The following is a 21006-nucleotide window of genomic DNA, read 5'->3' as shown; positions in this document are numbered from 1 at the left end:
ATCCGTGCGCATCCCTCAGGGCCGGCAGCGCCTTCCGCCATCGACGATCAATTCGGACCCGGTGACGTTGCGCGCCTCGTCCGACGCGAAATAGACCGCGGGCCAGGCGATGTCGTCCGGCTCGATCATCCGGCCCAACGGGACTTCCGCGGTCATTACCTTCAGCGCCTCTTCCTCGCTGCCATAGCGGGCAGAGGCCGAAGCCCGGACGAAATCCGTCCAGACATAGCCCGGATGGATGATGTTGACGCGGATGTCGTAGCCGTGGATGGCAAAGCTGTAGGCGGCCTGCTTGGTCAGCGTCCGCAGCGCCCCCTTGCTGGTCCCGTAGGCTGCGCCGCCATTCGTTCCCGACAATCCTGCCGTTGATCCGATATTCACGATCGAGCCTCCGCCCGTCCGGTGCATCGCGCGCGCCGCGGCGGACATGCCAAGGAAAACACCGTCCAGGTTGACCGACATGACCCGCCGCCAGTCCTCGAATTCGATGGCGTCATAGGGTTGCCCCGTTCGCGCCGCCACGCCCGCGTTGTTGACGAGGACGTCGAGACGCCCGAACCGCTCGCAGGTCCGGCGGACCACCTCTTCCCAGCTTGTCGCATCGGCAACATCGTGCTGGAGCAGCAGGGCTTGATCGTCGGGCAGGGCCAGCCTGTCGCAAAGCCGCTCGACCGCCTCGAGGTTGTAATCGGTGAGGCAGAGCTTTGCACCGCTTTCGGCAAAGCGTCGCACGAGCCCCGAGCCGATGCCACCGCCCGCGCCGGTGATGATCGTGACCTTGTCGGCAAGACGCATGGTGTTTGTCCTTCAGTTGGCCCGGCAATGGGCATGATGCTGGAAATCGTTGCCGTATCGCAACGGGACCGCAAGGCGGCCCTTCATCGGGATGTGGCGACCTGGTCGATATTCGAGTCGTCGCCCATGGCCGCCGACCGGCCCGCGACGCGCCCGAAGATCAGGGCCTTTCCGACCTGTGTCGCCGACATGTAGTTCGGGCCGTGGAAGCCGCCGATGATCTCTCCCGCCGCATAGAGGCCAGGGATCACGTTGCCAAACACATCCTTGACCTCCATCCGCGTAGTGACCTGCACGCCGCCGTTGTAGTGGCTGGTGCCGGGCCGGGTGATGGCCGCATAGTAGGGTGCGCTGTCGACGGGCGTTGCCTGACCGCTGTCCCCGACCAGATGGCGGCGGCCGAGCCTGTCGCCATCGGGCAGGCTCCGGTTGTAGTCCGCGATGGTCTCGGCGGCGGCGGCGGCGTCAAGCCCGCATTCCTCTGCGAGCTTGTTCAGCAGCGACGGCAGATCCGGTGCTGCATGCTCGACAAAGCCCGTCAGGGCGCGCGCCCACATGGTCGTGGCGAAGTAGTCCTTTGCCCGCTGGTCATAGACCTGGATCATCAGGGTATCCGGCTGCGACATCCCGGCTTTGCTGATGTCGCTGTAGAGATCGGATTCGCGATGAAAGCGCTGCCCGTCCCTGTTGATCATCACCGCGCCGGCATAGATCATCAGGACACCCTTGCCGGTCACCGGATCGGCCGGTCCGGTCGGGGAAATGCCGGGTGCCATGTAGGCGGTGCCACAGCCAAGCGCGAGCGCCATCGTCAGCCCGTCGCCGCGCGACCCCGCACCGGTGAAAGGCACGATCTTGTCCGCCCCCTTCGGTCCCCAGTTGCGGATCATTTCGGCATTGCGCGTGAAGCCGCCAGAAGCCAGCACGATCCCGCGCGCGGCGCGGATGCGGAACGCGCCCTCCGGACCGTTGCCGTCGAGCATGGTCACGCGATCCCCCTCCAGGTGCAGGCGCCGCGCGCGATGTCCCGGCAGGATCTGTGCTCCGGCCTTCCTTGCTGCCTGTTCCAGCCCTTCTGTGATCTGTGCCCCGCCCCCCTTGCCGGACAGGGGCATCTCATGCGCCCAGGGGCGGCTCATCTTGGCCAATTGCACGCTTCGGGCGAAGTGGATCCCTCGCTCGGCAAGCCATTCGCAGGTGGCGCCGGCCTCATCGACATAGAGCCGCGACAGCCCATGATCGCCTTCGCCGTCATGGGCCGCGATGAGGTCGGCATAAAGCGCTTCTCGGCCACCCGGCACGATGGTCGTGTCGCAAAAGGCAGTATGGCCCGCCGAAAGTGCGGTGCTGCCCCCAGTCGCACCTTCGGATTCAAGCAGAACGGTCCTTGCGCCCCCTTCGGCGGCCTCGACCGCGGCGGCGAGCCCGGCCCCGCCCCCGCCGACGACCACGACATCTGCCAACATGACTTCCATATCGTCCACGACCTCCTTCGAACCGCAAAGCGCAGCGATCCCGTCCAGATAAGGACCAACCGCATCGCAGGTCAAACAAAAAGAATATTATCTTGTAAATCGTATATGATTAATCCTACACCTTCCTCCAGGTAGGGAGGGCAATCATGGAATCACAACGCATTGTCGTCGTGGGCGCTGGCGCCATGGGGTCGATGTTTGGAGGACGCCTCGCCGAGGGCGGCGCCGACGTCACCCTTGTCGACGTGAACCGCGACCACATCGGGGCCATCCAGCAGAACGGCGGCCTGATCCTGACGGGACATGGTGGCGACCGACACATCCCGATCAGGGCCACCACCGATGCCTCGACCATCACGGGGCCCATCGGCATCGCCCTGTTTCAGTGCAAGGCCATCTACAATCCCCAGGCAGCAGCCTCGGTTCGCCATCTTTTCGCCGGGTCCGGCGCGGTCGCCGTCAGCTTTCAGAACGGACTCGGCAACGAGGAGGTCATCGAGGGGATCCTTGGAAAAGGCCGTGTCGTTGCAGGGCTGACGTCGCAATCCGCGATGATGGAAGCTCCGGGCCGCGTCCGCCATGTCGTCGACCTGCCGACGGATATGGGCGAGATCGGCGGCGGGCTGTCCGACCGTGTGACGCGCTGGGCCGATTTCCTGTCGCGCCACGGCCTGTCCGTCACGGCAAGCGCGGATGTGACGAGGGACAAGTGGCGCAAGCTGCTGGGCAATATCGGCCTTTCGGCGATCAGCGGGGCCACGAACCTGACGGCGGGGCAGATCGTCGATGACCCCCAACTGCGCGCCGTGGCGCTGCGGGCCATCGATGAAGCCGCTGCGGTCGCCAGTGCCTCGGGCATCCCGATCAACCAAGCCGAGGCCTATGACATTTTCTACCAGATCGCGCTGCCGCCCGAAAACCGCCAGATGAAATCGAGCATGCGCCGCGATCTCGAGGCGGGCCGGCACAGCGAGGTGCAGCAGATCTATGAGTCGGTCGTGGGTCTCGGAGAACGTCACGGCGTGCCGACGCCGACGCTCCACACATTGGCCGCCCTCATCCGGGGTCTTGAAAAGCACTTCATCGCCTGAAGATCAGCCAACCGATGTCCGGCTCTCGGATACCGGAACATCCGTGCCGAAATCCTGCGATTCCGACTTGGACCGGCATCTGCGGCGTCGCGTTTTCGCGACGCTCCGCAGGCGGGCTGGCAGCGGCATGGCCATCTGCCGCCATAATAATTTGCATATCGCAGACAAATCTATACATTCTGCTAACAACCGACATGTTTCATCTATGTCGCACAAACGAAGAATGTAGATTCAACGGGCGCATCACGATTATTATTCGATGCGGATTGCTGAGAGAGGATACCTATGCCCAAGACAACCGGTCAGAGTATGGCCTCTGTCGCGTATGACCAGATCAGAGCCGACATTCTGGGCGGTAGGTTTCTGTCCGAAGAAAAGGTCAAGATCTCTGATCTGGTCAAGGAACTCGGCTTCAGCCTCGGCGCGGTCCGCGAGGCGTTGTCCCGGCTGAGTTCCGAAGGGCTGGTGGTCGCGGAAACCAACAAGGGATACAGGATCGCCAAGATCACCGAAAGTGAGCTTGCCGATCTGACGCAGACAAGGGTGATGATCGAAAGCGAATGCTTGGCGAATGCCATCCGCAACGGCGATCTGAAATGGGAGACGAATATCGTGGCCGCCGAGTTCGAGCTGTCGCGCCTGCCGCTTCATGACCCGGCCAATCCCGAGCGGTCCAATCCGGCCTGGAACGCTGCGCACAAGCGGTTCCACGAGGCGCTCGTCGCAGCCTGCGACAGCCCCTGGTTGCTGCGCCTGCGGGAAATGCTGTTCGTCCAGGCCGAACGCTACCGCGCCGCGACACTTCCTTATGAGCGGCAAAGCCGTGATCTGGAGGGGGAGCATCGTGCGTTGGCGCAAGCGACGATCGCCCGCGATGCCCCAGCGGCCACCCAGCTTTTGCGCGACCATCTGAACAAAACGCGGCAGATTCTGATGGACACCGTGGTTGGAAGGTAAGGGCGTCTCCTACGGCATAATGAATCTATTTACATAAAGAAGATATATTTTATCTTGCAATGTCTACTAATATCCGCTCAACTCCAGCCACGGAGAGGAGCCTGCGCGACTCTCGCGGATCCGGCAACTTCAGGAGATGCTGGTTTGCCTGCCTGAAATGCGCGCAGACAAGGCCGGGCTGACTTCGTTGCAGGCGATCTGGCGGGGGTGGCCCACGCCCGGCAAGAGAGGAGAGATTAATGCCTTCGCAGTTGTTCGATGCCGATGTGCTGATCATCGGCGCCGGGCCTTCGGGTCTTGCGCTGGCGACCGAACTGGATTTGCGCGGTCATAGCTGTATTCTGGTTGAGCGGAACGAGCGGACAGGCGTGCAGCCCCGCGCCAAGACCACCAACGTGCGCAGCATGACCCAGATGCGCCGCTGGGGCCTGGCCCCCGAGGTGCGCCGCCTGTCGCCGCTGACCGACGGCTTCCCGCGCGATGTCACTTTCACCACCGGCCTGTTCGAGCCGCCGATCTTCACGTTCCACGACGCCTTCTGCGCCGAACCCGACCGGCGGGATGCCTTTCCCGAAAACGCCGAGTTCATTCCGCAATATGTGGTCGAGGGCATCCTGGCCGAGCATGTCCGCAGCCGGCCGCTCTGCGACCTGCGCTTCCGCACCCGGATGACCAGCTTCACCCAGGACGAAACCGGGGTGACTGCCACCGTGACGCAGCCCGACGGGACCGAGCGTGAGCTGCGCGCCCGCTATATGGCCGCTGCCGACGGCGGGCGCAGCAAGGTGCGCGAGGCCCTGGGCTACAGCATGCAGGGTCAGCGCGATCTGATGACCTTTGCCACGCTGATCCTGCGGATCAGTGGCCTGAACGACGCGCCCGGCCTGACCCGGGCATTGTTCCACTGGATCGTCAATCCGGAAGCGACCTGCAATATGGGACCTATGGACAAGGACGACCTTTGGTTCTGGATCAAGCCCGCCGCGCCCGATACCCCCGTGGAAAGCCTGCTGGCCGAGGTGCGCCTGGCCATCGGCCGCGATTTCCCGATCGAGGTGATGACCCGCGACAACTGGGTGGTCAATTCGCTGATGGCGGACCAGTATCGCAAGGGCCGGGTGTTCCTGCTGGGCGATGCATGTCATCTGCATTCGCCCTTCGGCGGGCATGGGATGAATCTCGGGATCGGCGATGCCGTCGATCTGGGTTGGAAGCTTTCGGCCAGTCTGGAGGGCTGGGGCAGCGAAACGCTGCTGGACAGCTACAACACCGAACGCAGGCAGGTCCATGCGGCGGTAATCGAGAGCTCCACCCGCAATTTCGCCTCGCTCAGTGACCAGTTCGCCGATCCGCGCCTGATGCAGAAAGGCCCCGAGGCCGATGCCGTCCGCACCGCCACCGCCGAGGCGGTGGAGCGGCTGAAAAGCCCCGAGTTCCGCTCGCTGGGGCTGGTGCTGGGCTATCGCTATACGGACTCTTCCGCCATCGTGGCCGAGCCCGGCGACGAGCCGGAGCTTCTGGTCAGCGACTATCGCCCCAGTGCCCGGCCGGGGCATCTGTTGCCCCATGCCTGGCTGGCCGATGGCCGTTCGCTCTATGATCGGCTGGGACGGGGCTACACGCTGTTGTGCCTGACCGGCGGCGCCGAGACTGGCGCGCTGGTCGATCAGGCTGCCGCACGGGCAATCCCGCTGGAGGTGCTGGTCCTGGACGATCCGACACTGCCGGCCTTGATGGGTGCCGGCATGGTCCTGGTGCGGCCCGACCAGCACGTCGCCTGGCGCGGCGACAGCCTGCCGTCGGACAGCCGGTTGCTCGACGCGATGCAGGGAAAACCCGTCGCCGCGTAATGGTCTGCCGATTTCGGCCAGTGGTGCGCCGTTGGCCGACATCCCTCTCGGCAGATCGCGCAGGTGGTGACGGAACATATCGAATACCCAGGACGAACGGCCCGGCCAACAAGTTGGCCGGGCCGCAAATGTTCCGGTAAACGCCCATCCGTATCGGCGGCCGACGATCAGAAGTTGACGGCCCCGGCGCCTTTCGTGCCCAGCATCTGCCGCGCCTCGTCCGCCGTGGCGATTTCCAGCCCCAGTTCCTCGACGATACGGCGGATCTTGGCGACCTGCGCGGCATTCGACGGCGCAAGCTCGCCCCGGCCCAGATAGAGGTTGTCCTCCAGCCCAACCCGCACGTTGCCGCCAAGGATCGCGCCCATGGTGACCAGCGGGAATTGGTGCCGTCCGGCCCCCAGAACCGACAGCAGGTAATCCTTGCCGAACAGGCGGTCGGCGGTGGTCTTCATATGCATCAGGTTTTCTGGGTCGGGCCCGATGGCGCCGGTGATGCCGAAGATGCACTGGACGAAGAACGGCGGTTTCACCAGGCCAAGGTCGACGAAATGGGCCAAGTTGTAGAGATGGCCGACGTCGTAACATTCGAACTCGAACTTGGTGCCAAGATCGCCGAGTTCGCGCATTCCGCGTTCGATCTGGGTGAAGGTGTTCGACAGGATCATGTCGCGCGTCCCTTCCAGATAGGGCCTTTCCCAATCCCGCGGTTCGCCCTTCAGGGCACGCACGGCACCCGAGATGTTGAAGTTGAACGAGCCCATGTTCATCGACGCCAGCTCCGGTGCCGCGTGAAGCGCCGGTGCCATCCGCTCCTCCAGCGTCATGCCAAGGCCGCCGCCGGTGGTGATGTTCAGGATCGCGCCGGTCTGCTGCTTGATGCGCGGAAGGAACTCCATGAAGCGCGCGGGCGACTGGTCGGGCCTGCCGGTTTCCGGGTCGCGGGCATGCAGGTGGATGACCGCCGCCCCTGCTTCGGCCGCCTCGACCGAAGAGCGGGTGATCTCGTCGGGGGTGACGGGAAGATGCGGTGACATCGAGGGGGTATGAATCCCCCCGGTAATCGCGCAGGTGATGATGATCTTGCGTGCCATTGCGGTCCCCCCTGCCTCAGGCCTCGGCCACGACGATGTTTTCGATGGCACCGATTTCCTCGATCTCGCAGCGGACCACGTCGCCCGGCTTGAGGAAGCGCGGCGGATTGAACCCGGCGCCGACGCCCCCCGGCGTGCCGGTGAAGATCAGGTCGCCCGGTTCCAGCGTCATGGCCTGCGACAGTTCGGCGATCTGGTCCCAGACGTCGAACACCAGATGCTTCAGGTTCGAGTCCTGGCGCAGTTCGCCGTTCACCCAGCTGCGGATCGCCAGCCGATGGGGATCGCCAATCTCGTCCGAGGTGACGATGACTGGTCCGATGGGACCATGGGTGTCGAAGGATTTGCCCAGCATCCACTGCGCAGTCTTGCGCTGCCAGTCGCGCACGCTGACGTCGTTGCCGACGGTGAAGCCGAAGACATGCTTCGGCGCATCCTCGCGGCTGATGTGGCGGCCGCGCTTGCCGATCACCGCGACCAGTTCGACCTCGTAATCGAGTTGATCCGAGACGCGGGGCAGTTCGATCCCGTCGAACGGCCCTGCGAGCGAGTTGGGCTGCTTGCAGAACCAGACCTGCTCCGTCGGGATGGTCACGCCCAGATGCTTCGCCTCTTCGATATGGTCGGCGTAATTCAGGCCGATGGCCGGCATTTTCTGCGGCGCCTCGACCGGGGCCAGCAGGCGAACCTCGGACAGGGACAGGCCGGGGGCATCGGCGATCCCATCCAGGTGGGGGGCGATGGTCTCCCACTCGGCGATCACCGCCAGCGCCGTGGCCGGGGCATCAGGCAGGACGCTGGCCAGCGGGACAATCTTGTCTCCGAACAGCAGGCCGGTTTCCGCGCCGCCACCGGCGCGGGTAAAGCGGATGAGCCGCATGGGGTTTCCTTTCGTTTGGGTCGCGGGAACGGGGCGGTCAGGCCTGGGCGAGGTTGAATTCGAAATCGGTGCCCCAGGCGGACAGTTCGCTCAATTTCCAGTTGCGCGGGCGCATCGGGAGATGTTCGTGCCAAGGCCGCGCCTCGCACATGTCGAGTTCAGGGATGTAGACGTCCATGTCGGTGTAAAGCTCGATCAGCACGCGGTCGGGGTCGAAGTGATAGCCGGCCAGGTTATGGCCTGCGGTGTGGCGGGCCGGGCCCCATTCCACCTTGACCCCGCGTTCGCGCAGCACGTCGCTGGCCATGGCGTGCGAGGCATTGCCCTTGAGCTGGAAAGCGATGTGGTGGATGCGGTCCTCGGGGGCATCGACGATGTTCAACACATGGTGATCGCGGTTGCAGGTGTAGAAGTTCGCGATGCCCTCGATCGTGTCGGTAAAGCGAAAGCCCAGGAAATCCTCGATGAAGACCATCAGCCGCTTGGCATCGGAACTGATGATGGCCACGTGGCCCAGCCGCAGGGGCGCGATGCCGGTGCGCTTGAAGCCCGGCGCCGGGGTATCGATGTCGGTGTAAAGCTGCACGGCGATCTTGCCCGGCGCCTCGATCTCCAGCATCTCGCGGATGCCGGGCTGGCTGTCGGTCTTGATCTCGGCCTTCAGGCCCAGGTTCTGCGCCTCCTTGCGCAGGGCGGCCAGATCGCTGTCGGGCTTCAGTTGCAGGCCGATGTTGCCCAGTCCCTTGGCCGCCGTCTGGCGCAGGATGATGTTGTGATGTTCGTAGCCGACCGACAGGTAGCTTGCGCCGTCCCCGCGGTCGGTTTCGGTCATGCCGACGGTTTCGCCGTAATAGTCGAGGGCGCGGGCGAGGTCCGGCGTATCCACGCCGACATAGCCCAGTTGAAACACCTTGGGGGCATAAGGCTTGAGCATGATTTCCTCCCTTCATGCAGATCGTTCGGTCTCGGTCGCCGACAGTGGGCCGCGATTTGCATTCGGCCGGTCGTCGAGGGGAGTCGGCTTTCCAACAGCCATAGAGCCGAAGGCAAGTCATGTCCATAAAATATATTATTATAGAAAAAATAATTTATGAAATGGTGCCCCGGGCCGGTGAGGTCGCCCGCGCTGGGAAAGCGCCCAACAAGCAGGATGGACCCGTCATTGGGAGCAGGCCAAGGTGAGCCATCCCCCGATCGTTGGACAGATTTCCGGCCGATTTAAGCAACTGCCTGCGCCCGTTGATCGGTTTCGATGCCGTTCCACCACGGCGGGCGGCTGGATGACGACGCGCGGCACGCGCTGCGCTTGCTCATTGAACGGCAGGCAGGCAGGTGCCGGGCGGACGCAAAGCATGGAAAAACCGTTGGCGCCGGGATGAGCGCGGATTAAGCCCGCGTCGATCCCCGGGGACGATATCAGCTCGTCTCGATCCGCGTACCACGCGCGGATCTCCTTGCTGTCTTGGGCTGGGCAAGGGGCGAGAACAGATGCCACGTTCGGAATCCCGCCTTTCCGCATACCATCTGCGATCAGGCACCCGCCGGCGATACGGCTGAACAGGAAGTCACTTTGGCCGCCGAATGCGTCAGGGAGCATCGCCCGGATCGGCTCGGGTCCGGCTGAAGACCGGACTGAAGACCTAGAACGGGCTGCTGGATCCATCCAGCTGGTGGTTCGCCTACCTGGTGGAACCGCCATGCCAGAGCCTGCATCGGAAGAAATCTTCGGCAGGTGACATGCGATGCCGCACTCGCCTCCGGCGCCACGATCAGCGTTGCCGACCAGACCATCGGTTCGGTCTCCACGCCGCCGTCCGACTGGCGGGAGGCGCCACTCTTTGCCGGCAGTATGACCGGCGGTCCGGATGCGGAACTACCCCAGCCCAGCGGTCTGTTCGTGCGCCGGCCCGATGCAGAACCTGCGCAGTCCGATGGCGCATTGGCTGCCGATCCGGAACCGCATGCCGAACGGGCCGACACCGCTTCAGACGCCCTCGCACCGCAATCCGGGGGCCTGTTCGTGCGCCGTTCCGATGCAGGAGCCGTGCAATGAAAAAACATTCCAAATGCTACTTCGCCCGCACAGACAGGAGGCCGCAGCCATGAGGATCGCCTATGCAGACCCGCCCTATATCGGCTGCGCGCATCTCTACCGCGACCGTCCCGATTATGCTGGCGAGGTCGATCATGCGGCGCTGATCGCACGTCTGCAGCGGGACTACGACGGCTGGATCCTGCATGCCGCCGCGACGCCGCGCTCCTTCGCCGTGCTCGCCCCGCTGGTCGAACCGACGGGCGCGCGCTGGATGGCCTGGGTGAAGGGGTTCGCCGCCTTCAAGCGCAACGTCCCCGTCGCCTGGGCCTGGGAGCCGGTGATCGTCAAACCCGCCCGCAAGCCCGTGGTCAGCAAGCGGCTGGTGCTGCGCGACTGGTTCCAGGAAAGCATCACCCTGCGCCGCGGGCTGACCGGCACCAAGCCGGAAGCCGTCTGCCACTGGGCCTTCGAAATGGTCGCCGCGCGGCCCGAGGATGCACTCGACGACCTGTTTCCCGGCACCGGCGCGGTCACCGCAGCCTGGCATAGCTGGCAGCGGAAATTCACCCTGCCGGACGATCCGATGCCCGATTGGGCGCTATTGGACAGCACCCGCCGGGGGCGTGCCCTTCCGAGGAGCACGTCATGATCTTTTTTTCGTCAGATCGTAGCATGGGCGGTTTTAGCGTAGAGCCGGGGGGCGCGGCCCTGCGGACCGCGCCCCCCGGCTTGGAGAGGCAGGGTAAAGGCCCCGGCCCGTCAGACCTACGCTATTGACATGGCGGGTCTTTTCCGGGGCCGGTCGGTCGGCGGCCATGCCGCTTTTTGGGGGCTTCGCCGCGATTTCAGCGCCGATTTCGGCACTGTTGCGCGGATCGCGGGGCACGGAGGTTCGGCATGAGCAACGACGACCGCGAATTCCGCATCCGCCCGGGCAGGCCGCGCTCGACCCCGGTGCCGCGCAGCGGCAGCTTCGTCAATCAGGTGCTGCGCGCGGCGAGGAAGGCGGGGCCGGTCCGAAAGGCGGCACCGGCCGGGGGCTCGTCGTCCTCGGGGCGCCCCGTCCGCACCGGTCACTCCACCTTCGGCCGCTCGCGGCTGTTCTCGCCCCAGCGCCGGGTGGTGGTGAAGGCGAGGGTGGTCCGGCACAGGGGCCGGTCCTTCCGATCGGCGCCGAGGACGGCCCATCTCTGCTATCTCCAGCGCGAGGGCGTCCGCCGCGACGACAGCGCCGGGCTGATGTTCCACGCCCGCAGCGATGATGCCGACGATCCCGCCTTCGCCGAGCACTGCCAGGACGACCGGCACCATTTCCGCTTCATCGTCTCGCCGGAGGATGCCGCCGACATGGCCGATCTGCGCGGCTTCACCCGCGATCTGGTCAGCCGGATGGAACAGGATCTCGGCACCGGACTGGATTGGGTCGCCATCAATCACTGGAACACCAGCCATCCGCATGTCCATCTGCTGGTGCGTGGTGTGCGCGACAATGGCGAGAACCTGGTCATCGCCCGGGACTACATCAAGGAAGGCATGCGCGACCGTGCCCGCGACCTGGTCACGCTGGAACTGGGACCGCGCAGCGAGATTGACATCCGCGCCTCTCTCTCCCGCCAGATCGATGCAGAGCGCTGGACCGAACTCGATCGCCAGCTGGCCCGCGATGCCGCGCGCGGCGGCATCATCGACCTCGCCCCGCATCCGGACCGGCAGCCCGACGCCTATGCGAACTTCAAGGTCACCCGGTTGCGCAAGCTCGAGACCTTCGGCCTCGCCGAGCAGCTCGGTCCCGGCCAATGGGTGCTGACCGAGATCGCCCGGGCGGTGCTGCGGGAGATGGGCCTGCGCGGCGACATCATCAAGCGCATCCATCGCGGCCTCAGCGAACGCGGCATCGAGCGCGGCAGCGCCAGCTATGTGCTGGCCGGCGAGAGCCTCGACGATCCGGTCCTCGGCCGGCTGTCCGAGCGCGGACTCGACGACGAGCTGAAGGGCACCGCCTAGGCCGTGGTCGACGGCGTCGACGGGCGCAGCCATCACATCCGTTTGCCCGATCTCGATGCCGCCGGCGACAGCATGCCGGGCTCCATCGTCGAGCTGCGCAAGTTCGACGATGCCCATGGCCGGCGGCGGGTTGCGCTGGCCGTGCGCTCTGATCTCGATATCCGGGCGCAGGCAACCGCCACGGGTGCCACCTGGCTCGACCGCCAGGCCCTTGCCCGCACCCCCGTCGCGCTTGGCGAGGACGGCTTCGGGGTCGAGCTGCGCTAGGCCATGAAGCAGCGGGCCGAATACCTGATCGAACAGGGTCTCGCCCAGCGCCAGGGAAGCCGCGTGGTCTTCGTCCGCAACCTGCTCAATCGCCTGCGCGACCGCGAGGTCCAGGCGCTCGGCGAGAAGCTCGCGGCCGAGACCGGCCTGCCCTTTGATCGGGCGGCGGCCGGCGAGCATGTCACCGGCACCTATCGGCGCCGCTTCCTCCTCGCCTCGGGGCGCTTCGCCATGATCGACGACGGGCTCGGCTTCCAGCTGGTGCCCTGGACGCCGTCGCTGGAACGCCATCGCGGCCGCCATGTCTCCGGCAAGGCCCGCGGCGATGGCGGCGTGGACTGGAGCTTTGGCCGCAAGCGCGGACTCGGGCTGTGACGGTGATCAGTAGGGGCAGTCGACGCCCAGCCTGGCTATGCCTTCGATGACGGCGAGGCCGTCCCCGACCTCCTGCCCATGCCGGGTGATTTCGGCAACTTTCAGATCCTGTACCTGCGATATTGCGATCAGCCCGCGCGCCGCGAGGTGATCAAGACAATCCCTCAACGTTACGCGACTGGATGGCATTCCGAGTTGGTCCAGCCAGGACGACAGGATTTCCTCGTTGCTTTTCCCGCAAGGTGACCGCGAAAGGGCACGGAGGATGGCCAGGGCGCGATGCGCGGATGTGATGGTTTCCAGCGTCCCGGTCTGGTTCGATCCGTAGTCCGGCATTGGTTCCCTCATGGATGGTTTCAGAAAACGACGTTGCCGACCCCGGGTGGCATCGCGGCCCGCCCAACCGACTTTCTATCGGATCAGTGCCGCCACCTCTCGGAAGCGGGGATGCGCCGCCGTGCGCAGCCACTCGAACAGCACCATCTCGGTGGTGACGATCTCGGCCCCGTGGCGCTCCATCCGGCGGATCGCGGTTTCCTTGCTTTCCGGCTGCCGCGATCCGATCGCGTCGGCCATCACATGGACCTGATGCCCAGTTTCCAGCAGTCCCAGCACCGTCTGCAGCACGCAGACATGCGCTTCCCAGCCTGCGACGATCACCTGCGCATTCGCAGGAATGCGATCCGCGAAACCTTCCTCGCCACAGGCCCCGAAGGATTGCTTCGCCACCACCGGGGCATCGCCGACCGGCAATTGCCCGACGGTCGGGCCAAGACCTTTCGGGTTCTGCTCGGTCAGCAGGCTTGGAACATCCAGCATCCCGGCTGCTTCCAGAAGCCGGCCGGCATTGCGCAGGGCAGCTTCGGCCTCATGAATGGCAGGCATCAGGCGGGCCTGGAAGTCGATGAGCAGAAGCAGCGAACGGGCGGAGTCGATCAGTGGCATGGGTCATCCTTTCGGAGGGAAGTCGATATGTTTTGCTGCCGCGCTCAGGCGACGGTCGCGGGTCCAGAGCGTCGTGCCGGGGGCGAGCAGGGTGGCGGCGATCAGATGCGCATCGACATAGCCGATGCCGAGGCTGAAAAGCCGCCGCGCGTCGATCAATGCCATCACCTCGGCATGGCTGGCCATGGGCGCCTGCGGCAGGCCCTGCATCGCGGCGATGACGGTTTCCCGGTCCTTGAGGCTGCCGAGCGCCAACTCGCCGATGATGAAGGGATGCGCCAGCACCTGTTCGGCGTTCAGGAGATCGACCAGTTCCGTATCGCCCGCGCGTAGATGGTCGATCCAGATCGAGGTGTCGACGAGGATCACGGCGCCGGCTGCCGGCGCGGGGCCACCGAGGCCCGCTTGTCGGTGCCGCCGAGCAGGGCGAGCCGCCGGGCGCTCTCGCGCTCGATCAGGGCCTTCAGCCCCTCGCGCACCAGAACGGCCTTCTCGCCGATGCCGGTGAGCTCGCGGGCCTGCTGGAGCAACTCGTCATCGAGGTTCAGGGTCGTGCGCATGGCCATGTTTCCGAAAGTGACGCATCCAATGTAGCATCATTCGGTGCCGATTACGATGTATTGCACGGAACCTGCCCGCGGCAGCCTGCCGGTATTTTTACGCTTCCCTACGCTGAACTGCGATCAGCCCAAGCATAGCCGTTGAATCTTGCGGCGGACGGGTTTTTCTCATTGCATCGGATACCTGCAGGGAGGCCGGTGCGACCTTGTCCGGCACGAAGATTCTCTGGGGCCAGATCACGGTGGTCTTCCTGATCGTGCTGCTCTTCGTCTGGTCCGGCACGCAATGGACCGCCTGGCGGCTCGGCTTCCAGCCGCAACTGGGTCCCGCCTGGTTCGAGATCGGAGGCATCCCGGTCTATTACCCGCCGGCCCTGTTCTGGTGGTGGTATTTCTACGACGCCTATGCCCCGACCACCTTCAACATCGGCGGCATCATCGCCGCCTCGGGCGGGTTTCTGGCCATCGCTGTCGCCATCCTGATGTCGGTCTGGCGGGCACGCGAGGCCGAGGACGTCGAGACCTACGGCTCGGCGCGATGGGCAGGGCGGGCCGAGATCGAGCGGGCCGGGCTGCTCGGCCCCGACGGCGTGGTGCTGGGCCGATACCAACAGGACTACCTGCGCCATGACGGACCGGAGCATGTGCTCTGCTTCGCCCCGACCCGATCCGGCAAGGGGGTCGGGCTGGTGGTGCCGACGCTGCTGACCTAGCCCGGCTCGGCTATCGTCCACGACATCAAGGGCGAGAACTGGCAGCTCACCGCAGGGTTTCGGGCCAGACATGGCCGGGTCTTGCTGTTCGATCCGACCAATGCGGCCTCCGCCGCCTACAACCCGCTGCTGGAGGTGCGCCGTGGCGAATGGGAGGTGCGCGACGTCCAGAACATCGCCGACATCCTGGTCGATCCCGAGGGCTCGCTGGAAAAGCGCAACCATTGGGAAAAGACCAGCCACGCCCTCTTGGTCGGCGTCATCCTGCATGTGCTCTATGCCGAGGAGGACAAGACCCTGGCGAGGGTCGCCGCCTTCCTCTCCGATCCGCGCCGCTCGATCGAGGCGACGCTGGCGGCGATGATGAAGACCCCGCATCTCGGCGCGGCAGGCCCGCATCCGGTCATCGCCAGCGCTGCACGCGAACTGCTGAACAAGTCCGAGAACGAACGCTCCGGGGTGCTGTCGACGGCAATGTCGTTCCTCGGCCTCTACCGCGATCCGGTGGTGGCCCAGGTCACCAGCCGCTGCGACTGGCGCATCGCCGATCTGATCGCGGGCGAGATGCCCTCGACGCTCTATCTGGTGGTGCCGCCCTCGGACATCTCGCGCACCAAGCCGCTGATCCGGCTGGTCCTCAACCAGCTCGGGCGGCGGGGCCGCGCTACAGATCCTTCAGCAACAGATCGCAAAGCCTGGTGCTGGGTGACAGCATCACCTTCAACGAACGGTGGTCGGCCATCCTGTCGGGCAGCTACACATGGTTCGACGTCAAGAATTATGACGAGACCGGCACGGTCACGCAGAGATACAACAAGAGTGGTTTCAGCTCCAGCGTGGCGCTGACCTACAAACCTGTCGCGAGCGTCGCCACCGATGCCGACTCGCTGCAAAGCGGCGGTATCGCGCCGACCACGGCCGCGAACGCCGGACAGGTGCCCGCACCCGAGCACAGCAAGCATGTCGAGGCTGGGGTCAAGGCCGACCTAGGCGGCCTGGATGCTTTGGTGGCGGTGTTCCGTATCGAGCGACCCTTCCCTTTCACCGGCGAGAACAATGTCTATCCTGATCGTCTGAATGCTGGGCCGCGCGCTGGACGCAATGTCGATGGGCGACGATGAGGCCCATACGCTTGGCGTTCCGGTGGCGCGACATCGCCGCTGCCGTCGCCTATGTGCCCCAGCATCATACGCCGCCCTTTCCCTATACGGTGGCGCAGGTCGCGGGGCTGAGCAGGCTGGTGACCTCGGGCCTGCTGAAACTTCCCGGCGCGCGGGACGAGAAGCGGGTCCAGGCGGTTCTGGAACGGCTCGGGATCGCGCATCTGGCACAGCGCGACTACACCGGCATCTCGGGCGGCGAGCGCCAGCTTGTCCTGATCGCGCGGGCGCTGGTCCAGGGCGCCCGCATCCTGCTGATGGACGAGCCGGACGTGGGCCTCGATTACGGCAACCAGCGCCGCTTGCTCGACCTGATGCGCTCGCTCGCGGCCGAGGGCCATACGATCGTCTTTACCACCCACCATCCCGATCACACGCTCTATGCCGCCGACCGCGCGGTGCTGATCGACGGCGGGAAAATCCTCGCGGATGGCGGGCCTGCCTCGGTCCTCACGCCGCAGGTCATCCACGCGGTCTATGGGGTCCGGGTCGCCCGGGTCGGTCACGGTCCCCACATTATTTTTGTCCCGGCATGAGGATGTTCCGGATCCGGCATCTGGCCGCCTGCATCGCCTGCGCAGTTGCCCTTCTGTCTCAACCCGCATCGGCCGAGATCATGCGCGAGGTGGTCTATTACGGCGACCGATCCGTCAGCCTGCCGCCCGAGATCGACCGGATCGCCACGAATTGGGAGGCGCAGAACTCGATCCTGACGATGCTCGGCTATGGCGACCACATCGTCGCAACCACGCGCATCGCGCGCTCGATGCCGCTGATGTAAAAGTTCGTGCCCTCGATCAAGGATGCGGCGCTGACCACGCTCGGCGACGGCACCGTCAATGTCGAGGAACTGATGGTGCTGAAGCCGGACATCCTGTTTTCCTCGTGTGCGTTACCCGACGCTGTTTCCAGGCAGCTTCGGGGGGCGGGCATCGCCGTGGCGTCCTTTCGCAGCAATTCCATCGACGCGCTGGTCGAGCGCGTGTTGATCACCGGCGAAATGCTTGGGCCGGATGCGCTTGAGATCGCTAGGAAATATCAGGGCTATTTCGACGACAACCGCCGCCGCGTCGCCGAGCGGCTGGAAGGCATCCCGCCTGATCGGCGCGTGAGGGTCTACCTGGCCTCGGGCGCGCCGCTTTCGACCTCGGGACAACCGTCGCTGAACCAGGACTGGATGGATCTGGGCGGGGCGATCAATATCGCGGAAAGCTGGTTCGGAGACATGCCTTATGCCTCGGACACTGCCTCGCTTGAGGATATCATCGCCGGGAACCCCGATGTCATCATCTCGATGAATGCCGAGGACGCCGAGGAAATCCGCACCAGGCCGCAATGGCGCAACGTCAAGGCGGTGCGCGAGGGCCGGGTCTACGCCAATCCGCGCGGGCTGTGCTGGTGGTGCCGGGGAACCTCGGAAGAAGCGCTTCAATTCCTCTGGCCGGCCAGCACGCTCTATCCGGACGCCTTTGCCGATATCGACATGCGCGAGGAAACTCGGCGTTTCTATCGCAACATCTACGGCATCGAACTGGTCGACGACGAGATCGCCGAGTTCCTGAAGTCGACATACTGACGCAGCAGTCCGGGATGATCATAGAGACAGCAGTGATGAGTTCGCGGACCTTTGAACCAAGCTTCTTTCGAAGTGGATGCCTTGGTCGGTGGCGCAATCTTTCCGCCGACCCGCGCGCGAGAGTTTCGTCGCATCGGGCAATATGCCGCAATATACCCTTTGCTTTCCTTTCGTTATGCTTGAATGAATATAACGATTCGATGGGATGCGAGGAGGAGACGGGGGTGGTGGTTCGTATCGGCAAAGGACCGGCCGCATTGGCATCGGCACGGTCCATCCCGGCCATCGCCCGGGCACTGGCGCAGGGCCCGACGGGAACGGATCGCTCTGGCCCCTCCCGGCGGCAGGGGTGATGCGGATGGGCAGGCCGGCCCCTCTTGCGCCCGCCCGGCAGGTTGCACGGCCGCGACGCTGGCGCCTGACGGTGATCCCTGCGCTGGGGCTGGCCCTGCTGGGATTGGCGGTGTTTTCTCTGGGACTGGGGCGGGTGCCCATTCCACCGGGCACGGTGCTGGCGGTGCTGGCCTCGCAGTTTTGGGAGGTTCAGGCCGACTGGTCGCCTGCGGTCGAGCAGATCGTGACCAATGTCCGCCTGCCGCGTATTCTTGCCGCGATGCTGGTGGGGGCGGGGCTGGCCGCGGCCGGCGCAGCCTACCAGACGCTGTTTCGCAATCCCATCGTGGCGCCGGACGTCCTGGGGGTCTCGGCCGGGGCGGGCTTCGGGGCCTCGCTTGCCGTGACGCTGAACCTTGGCGCCTGGGCGATCCAGGCGGGTGCATTCGCCATGGGGCTCTGCGCCGTGGGGTTGGTCTTTGTCGTGGGGCAGGCCATCAACCGCCATTCGCTGATCGTGCTGGTGCTGGTCGGCGTGGTGATCGCGGCGTTCTTCCAGGCGATGATCTCGGTGCTGAAGATCGTGGCGGACCCCGTCGACGTGCTTCCCGCGATCACGTTCTGGCTGCTGGGCGGGCTGAACCGGGTGACGCCCGGCGACCTGCCCTTGGTGGCGCTGCTGGTCGGGCTGGCGCTGGCGGTGCTTTACGCCCTGCGATGGCAGGTCAACGTGATGAGCGTCGGCAGCGAAGAGGCGCGGATGCTGGGCGTGGACACCGGCATGATCCGCATCGCGCTGATCCTGTCGGCCACGCTGATGACGGCGGCGGCCGTCTCGATCGCCGGGATCGTCGGCTGGGTCGGGTTGGTGGTGCCGCATATCGCGCGGCTGCTCGTCGGCTCGTCCTTCGACCGGCTGCTGCCCGTCTCGGCCCTGACCGGCGCGCTGTTCCTGCTGCTGGTGGACAACCTGTCGCGCGGCGCCACCACGATGGAGATCCCGCTGGGCATCACCACCAGCGTCATCGGCGCCCCGCTGTTTCTGCTGCTGCTGTTGCGGGCAAGGACGGGCTGGTCATGAGGCTGGCGGTATCCGGCCTGTCCTTTGCCCATGGTGCCGGCGCGCAGCGGCTGGAGAATATCGGCTTCGTGCTGGATCCGGGCGAGGTGCTTTGCGTGCTGGGGCCGAACGGTGCGGGCAAGACGACGCTGCTGCGCTGCCTGATCGGGGCGCTGACGCCTTCGGGCGGCTCGATCCTGCTGGACGGACGGCCGGTGGCCAGCCTGTCGCCGCGTGCGCTTGCCCGCGGCATGGCCTATGTGCCGCAGGCGACGCAGCCGGCCTTCGGCCATCTGGTGGGCGAGATGGTGGTCATGGGCCGCTCGCCGCATCTGGGGCGGCTGGACATACCGGGCCGGGCGGACCGGGCCATCGCCATGGACTGCCTGGACCGGGTCGGATTGGCGCATCTGGCCGAGCGTCCCTTTGCCGCCATCAGCGGCGGCGAGCGGCAGCTTTGCCTGCTGGCGCGCGCGCTGGCGCAACAGGCGCGATTGCTGATCCTGGACGAGCCCGCGGCCAGCCTGGATTTCGGCAACCAGCTGCGGCTGCTGGATCTCGTCGCCGGGCTGGCGCGGGACGGGCTGGGCATCCTGATGGTCACGCATCACCCCGACCACGCCCTGCATGTCGGCAACCGCTTCATCGCGCTGCGCGGGGGGCGAATGCACGGGGCGGGGCCGGTCGCCGATCTGGCGCGGCCCGGCTATCTGAGCGCGCTTTACGGCCGCGGCATCCGCATCATCCGCGATGCCGACGGCACGCTGGCCTGCGCCCCGCTTTTCCATTCCCCGCAACCGGAGAGTAACCATGTTCTTTAAAGCCGTCCCCATCCTGTCAGGGATGCTCGTCCTTGGCCTGTCGGGCGCCGTGCTGGCCCGCGACATCACCGACATGGCCGGCCGCATCGTCACGGTGCCGGACCGGATCGACAGCGTCGCCACGCTGGGCTCGGTGCCGGTCATCAACAGCTTCGTCTTTGCCGCGGGCCAAGGCGCGCTGATCGCCAACGACCTGCCGCCCTGGGCGCGGCAATCGGGCCGCTGGGCCTGGCAGGACGTTTTCGCGCCGCAGCTTGCCCAAAGCCCCCGCGTCGAGGATGCCGAGCGCAACCTGGCGCTGGAGGAACTGCTGACCCTCGACCCGGACGTGGCGCTGACCTTCGCCCAGGACACAGCGGACCTTTTGGATCGGCACGGCATCGCGACCGTGGTGCTGCGCATCCAGACGCCCGAGGACGTCAAGGACGGCGTGGCGCTGGTCGGCGACCTGCTGGGCAATGCCCGCATCGGCCCGGATTATGCCGCGTGGTTCGACGGCACGCTGGTCGACGTCGCGGCGCGGGTCGAAGGTGTGGCGGACCGGCCCTCGGTGCTTTATCTCAATCCGGTCAACATGACCCAGCCGCATCTGGTGGCGGAATGGTGGATCACGGCTGCCGGCGGGGATTCCGTCACCGACGACGGCCGCAGCGAGGAAACCCTGGCGCTGACCACCGAGGTCGTGCTGGCCGCCGATCCCGACATCGTCATCGTCGGCGGCCCGACCCATGTCGCCCGCCTGGACGAGGACGCCAACCTGTCGCAACTGCGCGCGGTGCAGGAGGGTCGGATTCTCGTCGCGCCGATGGGGGCGCATATCTGGGCCAATCGCACGGTCGAGCAGCCGCTGACCGTGCTTTGGGCGGCCTCGCATTTCCACCCCGAGCTTTTCCCCGAAGCCGAGTTGATCGCGACGGTGCGGGACTTCTACAAGAGCTTCTTCGGCACGGAACTCGACGACGGGCAGATCCGCGCCATCCTGGGGGGCAGGGTATGAGCGTCCCCCGCCCAAAGG

The 21006-nt window shown here is 65.6% G+C and carries 20 protein-coding genes and 3 pseudogenes; 14 read left to right on the top strand and 9 right to left on the bottom strand.

Annotation, left to right across the window (positions count from 1 at the left end; all coding sequences use genetic code 11):
* Positions 1-15: 15 nt before the first annotated feature.
* Both KF941_RS06585 and KF941_RS06580 read right to left on the bottom strand, forming a co-directional pair.
* Positions 16-795, bottom strand: coding sequence for a glucose 1-dehydrogenase (locus KF941_RS06585; RefSeq protein ID WP_214272874.1), 780 nt, complete (start codon positions 793-795; stop codon positions 16-18).
* Between the two features lie 83 nt (positions 796-878).
* Positions 879-2270, bottom strand: a complete 1392-nt coding sequence (locus tag KF941_RS06580; RefSeq protein ID WP_240540367.1) for an FAD-dependent oxidoreductase — start codon at positions 2268-2270, stop codon at positions 879-881.
* A 146-nt stretch (positions 2271-2416) separates the two neighbouring features.
* Between KF941_RS06580 and KF941_RS06575 the strand changes: the two genes are divergently transcribed.
* The 3 genes from KF941_RS06575 (at position 2417) to KF941_RS06565 (ending at position 6168) form a co-directional block, all read left to right on the top strand.
* Positions 2417-3361, top strand: coding sequence for a 2-dehydropantoate 2-reductase (locus tag KF941_RS06575; protein ID WP_214272872.1), 945 nt, complete (start codon positions 2417-2419; stop codon positions 3359-3361).
* Positions 3362-3646: 285 nt separating this feature from the next.
* On the top strand, positions 3647-4318 hold the full coding sequence (locus KF941_RS06570) for an FCD domain-containing protein (protein ID WP_036757535.1): 672 nt from the start codon (positions 3647-3649) through the stop codon (positions 4316-4318).
* Between the two features lie 239 nt (positions 4319-4557).
* Positions 4558-6168, top strand: a complete 1611-nt coding sequence (locus KF941_RS06565) for an FAD-dependent monooxygenase (protein ID WP_214272871.1) — start codon at positions 4558-4560, stop codon at positions 6166-6168.
* 167 nt (positions 6169-6335) lie between these two features.
* On the opposite strand, the gene KF941_RS06560 is transcribed toward KF941_RS06565, so the two are convergent.
* From KF941_RS06560 to KF941_RS06550, 3 genes are read right to left on the bottom strand one after another with little or no spacing between them, the layout of a single operon-like run.
* Positions 6336-7262, bottom strand: coding sequence for a 3-keto-5-aminohexanoate cleavage protein (locus tag KF941_RS06560; RefSeq protein WP_214272870.1), 927 nt, complete (start codon positions 7260-7262; stop codon positions 6336-6338).
* Positions 7263-7278: 16 nt separating this feature from the next.
* Entirely contained in the window at positions 7279-8142 is an 864-nt protein-coding gene (locus KF941_RS06555; RefSeq protein WP_036757527.1) for a fumarylacetoacetate hydrolase family protein, read from the bottom strand.
* 37 nt (positions 8143-8179) lie between these two features.
* Positions 8180-9076 carry a VOC family protein gene (locus KF941_RS06550; RefSeq protein WP_036757525.1) on the bottom strand — a complete coding sequence of 299 codons (897 nt, stop codon included), beginning with the start codon at positions 9074-9076 and terminating at the stop codon, positions 8180-8182.
* 798 nt (positions 9077-9874) lie between these two features.
* On the opposite strand from KF941_RS06550, the gene KF941_RS06545 reads away from it, so the two are divergent.
* The 3 genes and pseudogenes from KF941_RS06545 (at position 9875) to KF941_RS06535 (ending at position 12823) form a co-directional block, all read left to right on the top strand.
* Positions 9875-10195 (top strand): hypothetical protein, encoded by a 321-nt coding sequence (locus KF941_RS06545; protein ID WP_240540253.1) that lies wholly within the window; start codon positions 9875-9877, stop codon positions 10193-10195.
* A gap of 49 nt (positions 10196-10244) precedes the next feature.
* Positions 10245-10826, top strand: a complete 582-nt coding sequence (locus tag KF941_RS06540; RefSeq protein WP_214272869.1) for a hypothetical protein — start codon at positions 10245-10247, stop codon at positions 10824-10826.
* A 248-nt stretch (positions 10827-11074) separates the two neighbouring features.
* Positions 11075-12823, top strand: a pseudogene (locus KF941_RS06535) (DUF3363 domain-containing protein).
* Positions 12824-12829: 6 nt separating this feature from the next.
* Here KF941_RS06535 and KF941_RS06530 read toward each other — a convergent pair.
* From KF941_RS06530 to KF941_RS06515, 4 genes are all read right to left on the bottom strand, one after another.
* Positions 12830-13159, bottom strand: coding sequence for a hypothetical protein (locus tag KF941_RS06530; RefSeq protein ID WP_036757520.1), 330 nt, complete (start codon positions 13157-13159; stop codon positions 12830-12832).
* A 75-nt stretch (positions 13160-13234) separates the two neighbouring features.
* A complete protein-coding gene (locus KF941_RS06525; RefSeq protein WP_214272868.1) occupies positions 13235-13768 on the bottom strand; it encodes an isochorismatase family protein in 534 nt (177 codons plus the stop codon).
* Between the two features lie 3 nt (positions 13769-13771).
* Positions 13772-14137: a type II toxin-antitoxin system VapC family toxin gene (locus KF941_RS06520; RefSeq protein WP_214272867.1), complete on the bottom strand. Its 366-nt coding sequence runs from the start codon at positions 14135-14137 to the stop codon at positions 13772-13774.
* Positions 14134-14328, bottom strand: coding sequence for a type II toxin-antitoxin system VapB family antitoxin (locus KF941_RS06515; protein ID WP_072463131.1), 195 nt, complete (start codon positions 14326-14328; stop codon positions 14134-14136). Before KF941_RS06515 ends, KF941_RS06520 begins: the two co-directional genes overlap by 4 nt.
* A 206-nt stretch (positions 14329-14534) precedes the next feature.
* Here KF941_RS06515 and traG point away from each other — a divergent pair.
* From traG to KF941_RS06475, 8 genes and pseudogenes are all read left to right on the top strand, one after another.
* Positions 14535-15698: pseudogene (traG, locus tag KF941_RS06510) on the top strand (IncP-type conjugal transfer protein TraG); the annotation flags it as partial.
* 26 nt (positions 15699-15724) lie between these two features.
* Positions 15725-16162, top strand: a pseudogene (locus KF941_RS06505) (TonB-dependent receptor); the annotation flags it as partial.
* A gap of 11 nt (positions 16163-16173) precedes the next feature.
* Positions 16174-16737, top strand: a complete 564-nt coding sequence (locus tag KF941_RS06500; RefSeq protein WP_240540252.1) for an ABC transporter ATP-binding protein — start codon at positions 16174-16176, stop codon at positions 16735-16737.
* A gap of 2 nt (positions 16738-16739) precedes the next feature.
* Positions 16740-16982, top strand: a complete 243-nt coding sequence (locus KF941_RS06495) for a hypothetical protein (RefSeq protein WP_214272866.1) — start codon at positions 16740-16742, stop codon at positions 16980-16982.
* Positions 16983-16988: 6 nt separating this feature from the next.
* A complete protein-coding gene (locus KF941_RS06490) occupies positions 16989-17777 on the top strand; it encodes an ABC transporter substrate-binding protein (RefSeq protein WP_214272865.1) in 789 nt (262 codons plus the stop codon).
* Positions 17778-18201: 424 nt separating this feature from the next.
* Entirely contained in the window at positions 18202-19191 is a 990-nt protein-coding gene (locus tag KF941_RS06485) for an iron ABC transporter permease (RefSeq protein ID WP_346428971.1), read from the top strand.
* Positions 19188-19991, top strand: a complete 804-nt coding sequence (locus KF941_RS06480; RefSeq protein WP_214272863.1) for an ABC transporter ATP-binding protein — start codon at positions 19188-19190, stop codon at positions 19989-19991. The genes KF941_RS06485 and KF941_RS06480 overlap by 4 nt, the downstream gene beginning before the upstream one ends.
* The gene (locus KF941_RS06475; protein WP_214272862.1) at positions 19981-20988 is read left to right on the top strand and encodes an ABC transporter substrate-binding protein; all 1008 of its coding nucleotides are present in this window, start codon (positions 19981-19983) and stop codon (positions 20986-20988) included. Before KF941_RS06480 ends, KF941_RS06475 begins: the two co-directional genes overlap by 11 nt.
* Positions 20989-21006: the final 18 nt, after the last annotated feature.

The sequence above is a fragment of the Paracoccus sp. pheM1 genome (genome assembly GCF_018499825.1).
Taxonomy (GTDB): Bacteria; Pseudomonadota; Alphaproteobacteria; order Rhodobacterales; family Rhodobacteraceae; genus Paracoccus; species Paracoccus versutus.
This window is presented reverse-complemented; position numbering and strand designations above follow the sequence as displayed.

What these genes read in the sequence shown, in the direction of transcription:
- KF941_RS06585 (WP_214272874.1), bottom strand. Translation starts at nt 795, where the DNA reads ATGCGTCTTGCCGACAAGGTCACGATCATCACCGGCGCGGGCGGTGGC.
- KF941_RS06580 (WP_240540367.1), bottom strand. Translation starts at nt 2,270, where the DNA reads ATGGAAGTCATGTTGGCAGATGTCGTGGTCGTCGGCGGGGGCGGGGCC.
- KF941_RS06575 (WP_214272872.1), top strand. Translation starts at nt 2,417, where the DNA reads ATGGAATCACAACGCATTGTCGTCGTGGGCGCTGGCGCCATGGGGTCG.
- KF941_RS06570 (WP_036757535.1), top strand. Translation starts at nt 3,647, where the DNA reads ATGCCCAAGACAACCGGTCAGAGTATGGCCTCTGTCGCGTATGACCAG.
- KF941_RS06565 (WP_214272871.1), top strand. Translation starts at nt 4,558, where the DNA reads ATGCCTTCGCAGTTGTTCGATGCCGATGTGCTGATCATCGGCGCCGGG.
- KF941_RS06560 (WP_214272870.1), bottom strand. Translation starts at nt 7,262, where the DNA reads ATGGCACGCAAGATCATCATCACCTGCGCGATTACCGGGGGGATTCAT.
- KF941_RS06555 (WP_036757527.1), bottom strand. Translation starts at nt 8,142, where the DNA reads ATGCGGCTCATCCGCTTTACCCGCGCCGGTGGCGGCGCGGAAACCGGC.
- KF941_RS06550 (WP_036757525.1), bottom strand. Translation starts at nt 9,076, where the DNA reads ATGCTCAAGCCTTATGCCCCCAAGGTGTTTCAACTGGGCTATGTCGGC.
- KF941_RS06540 (WP_214272869.1), top strand. Translation starts at nt 10,245, where the DNA reads ATGAGGATCGCCTATGCAGACCCGCCCTATATCGGCTGCGCGCATCTC.
- KF941_RS06530 (WP_036757520.1), bottom strand. Translation starts at nt 13,159, where the DNA reads ATGCCGGACTACGGATCGAACCAGACCGGGACGCTGGAAACCATCACA.
- KF941_RS06525 (WP_214272868.1), bottom strand. Translation starts at nt 13,768, where the DNA reads ATGCCACTGATCGACTCCGCCCGTTCGCTGCTTCTGCTCATCGACTTC.
- KF941_RS06515 (WP_072463131.1), bottom strand. Translation starts at nt 14,328, where the DNA reads ATGCGCACGACCCTGAACCTCGATGACGAGTTGCTCCAGCAGGCCCGC.
- KF941_RS06495 (WP_214272866.1), top strand. Translation starts at nt 16,740, where the DNA reads ATGTTCCGGATCCGGCATCTGGCCGCCTGCATCGCCTGCGCAGTTGCC.
- KF941_RS06480 (WP_214272863.1), top strand. Translation starts at nt 19,188, where the DNA reads ATGAGGCTGGCGGTATCCGGCCTGTCCTTTGCCCATGGTGCCGGCGCG.
- KF941_RS06475 (WP_214272862.1), top strand. Translation starts at nt 19,981, where the DNA reads ATGTTCTTTAAAGCCGTCCCCATCCTGTCAGGGATGCTCGTCCTTGGC.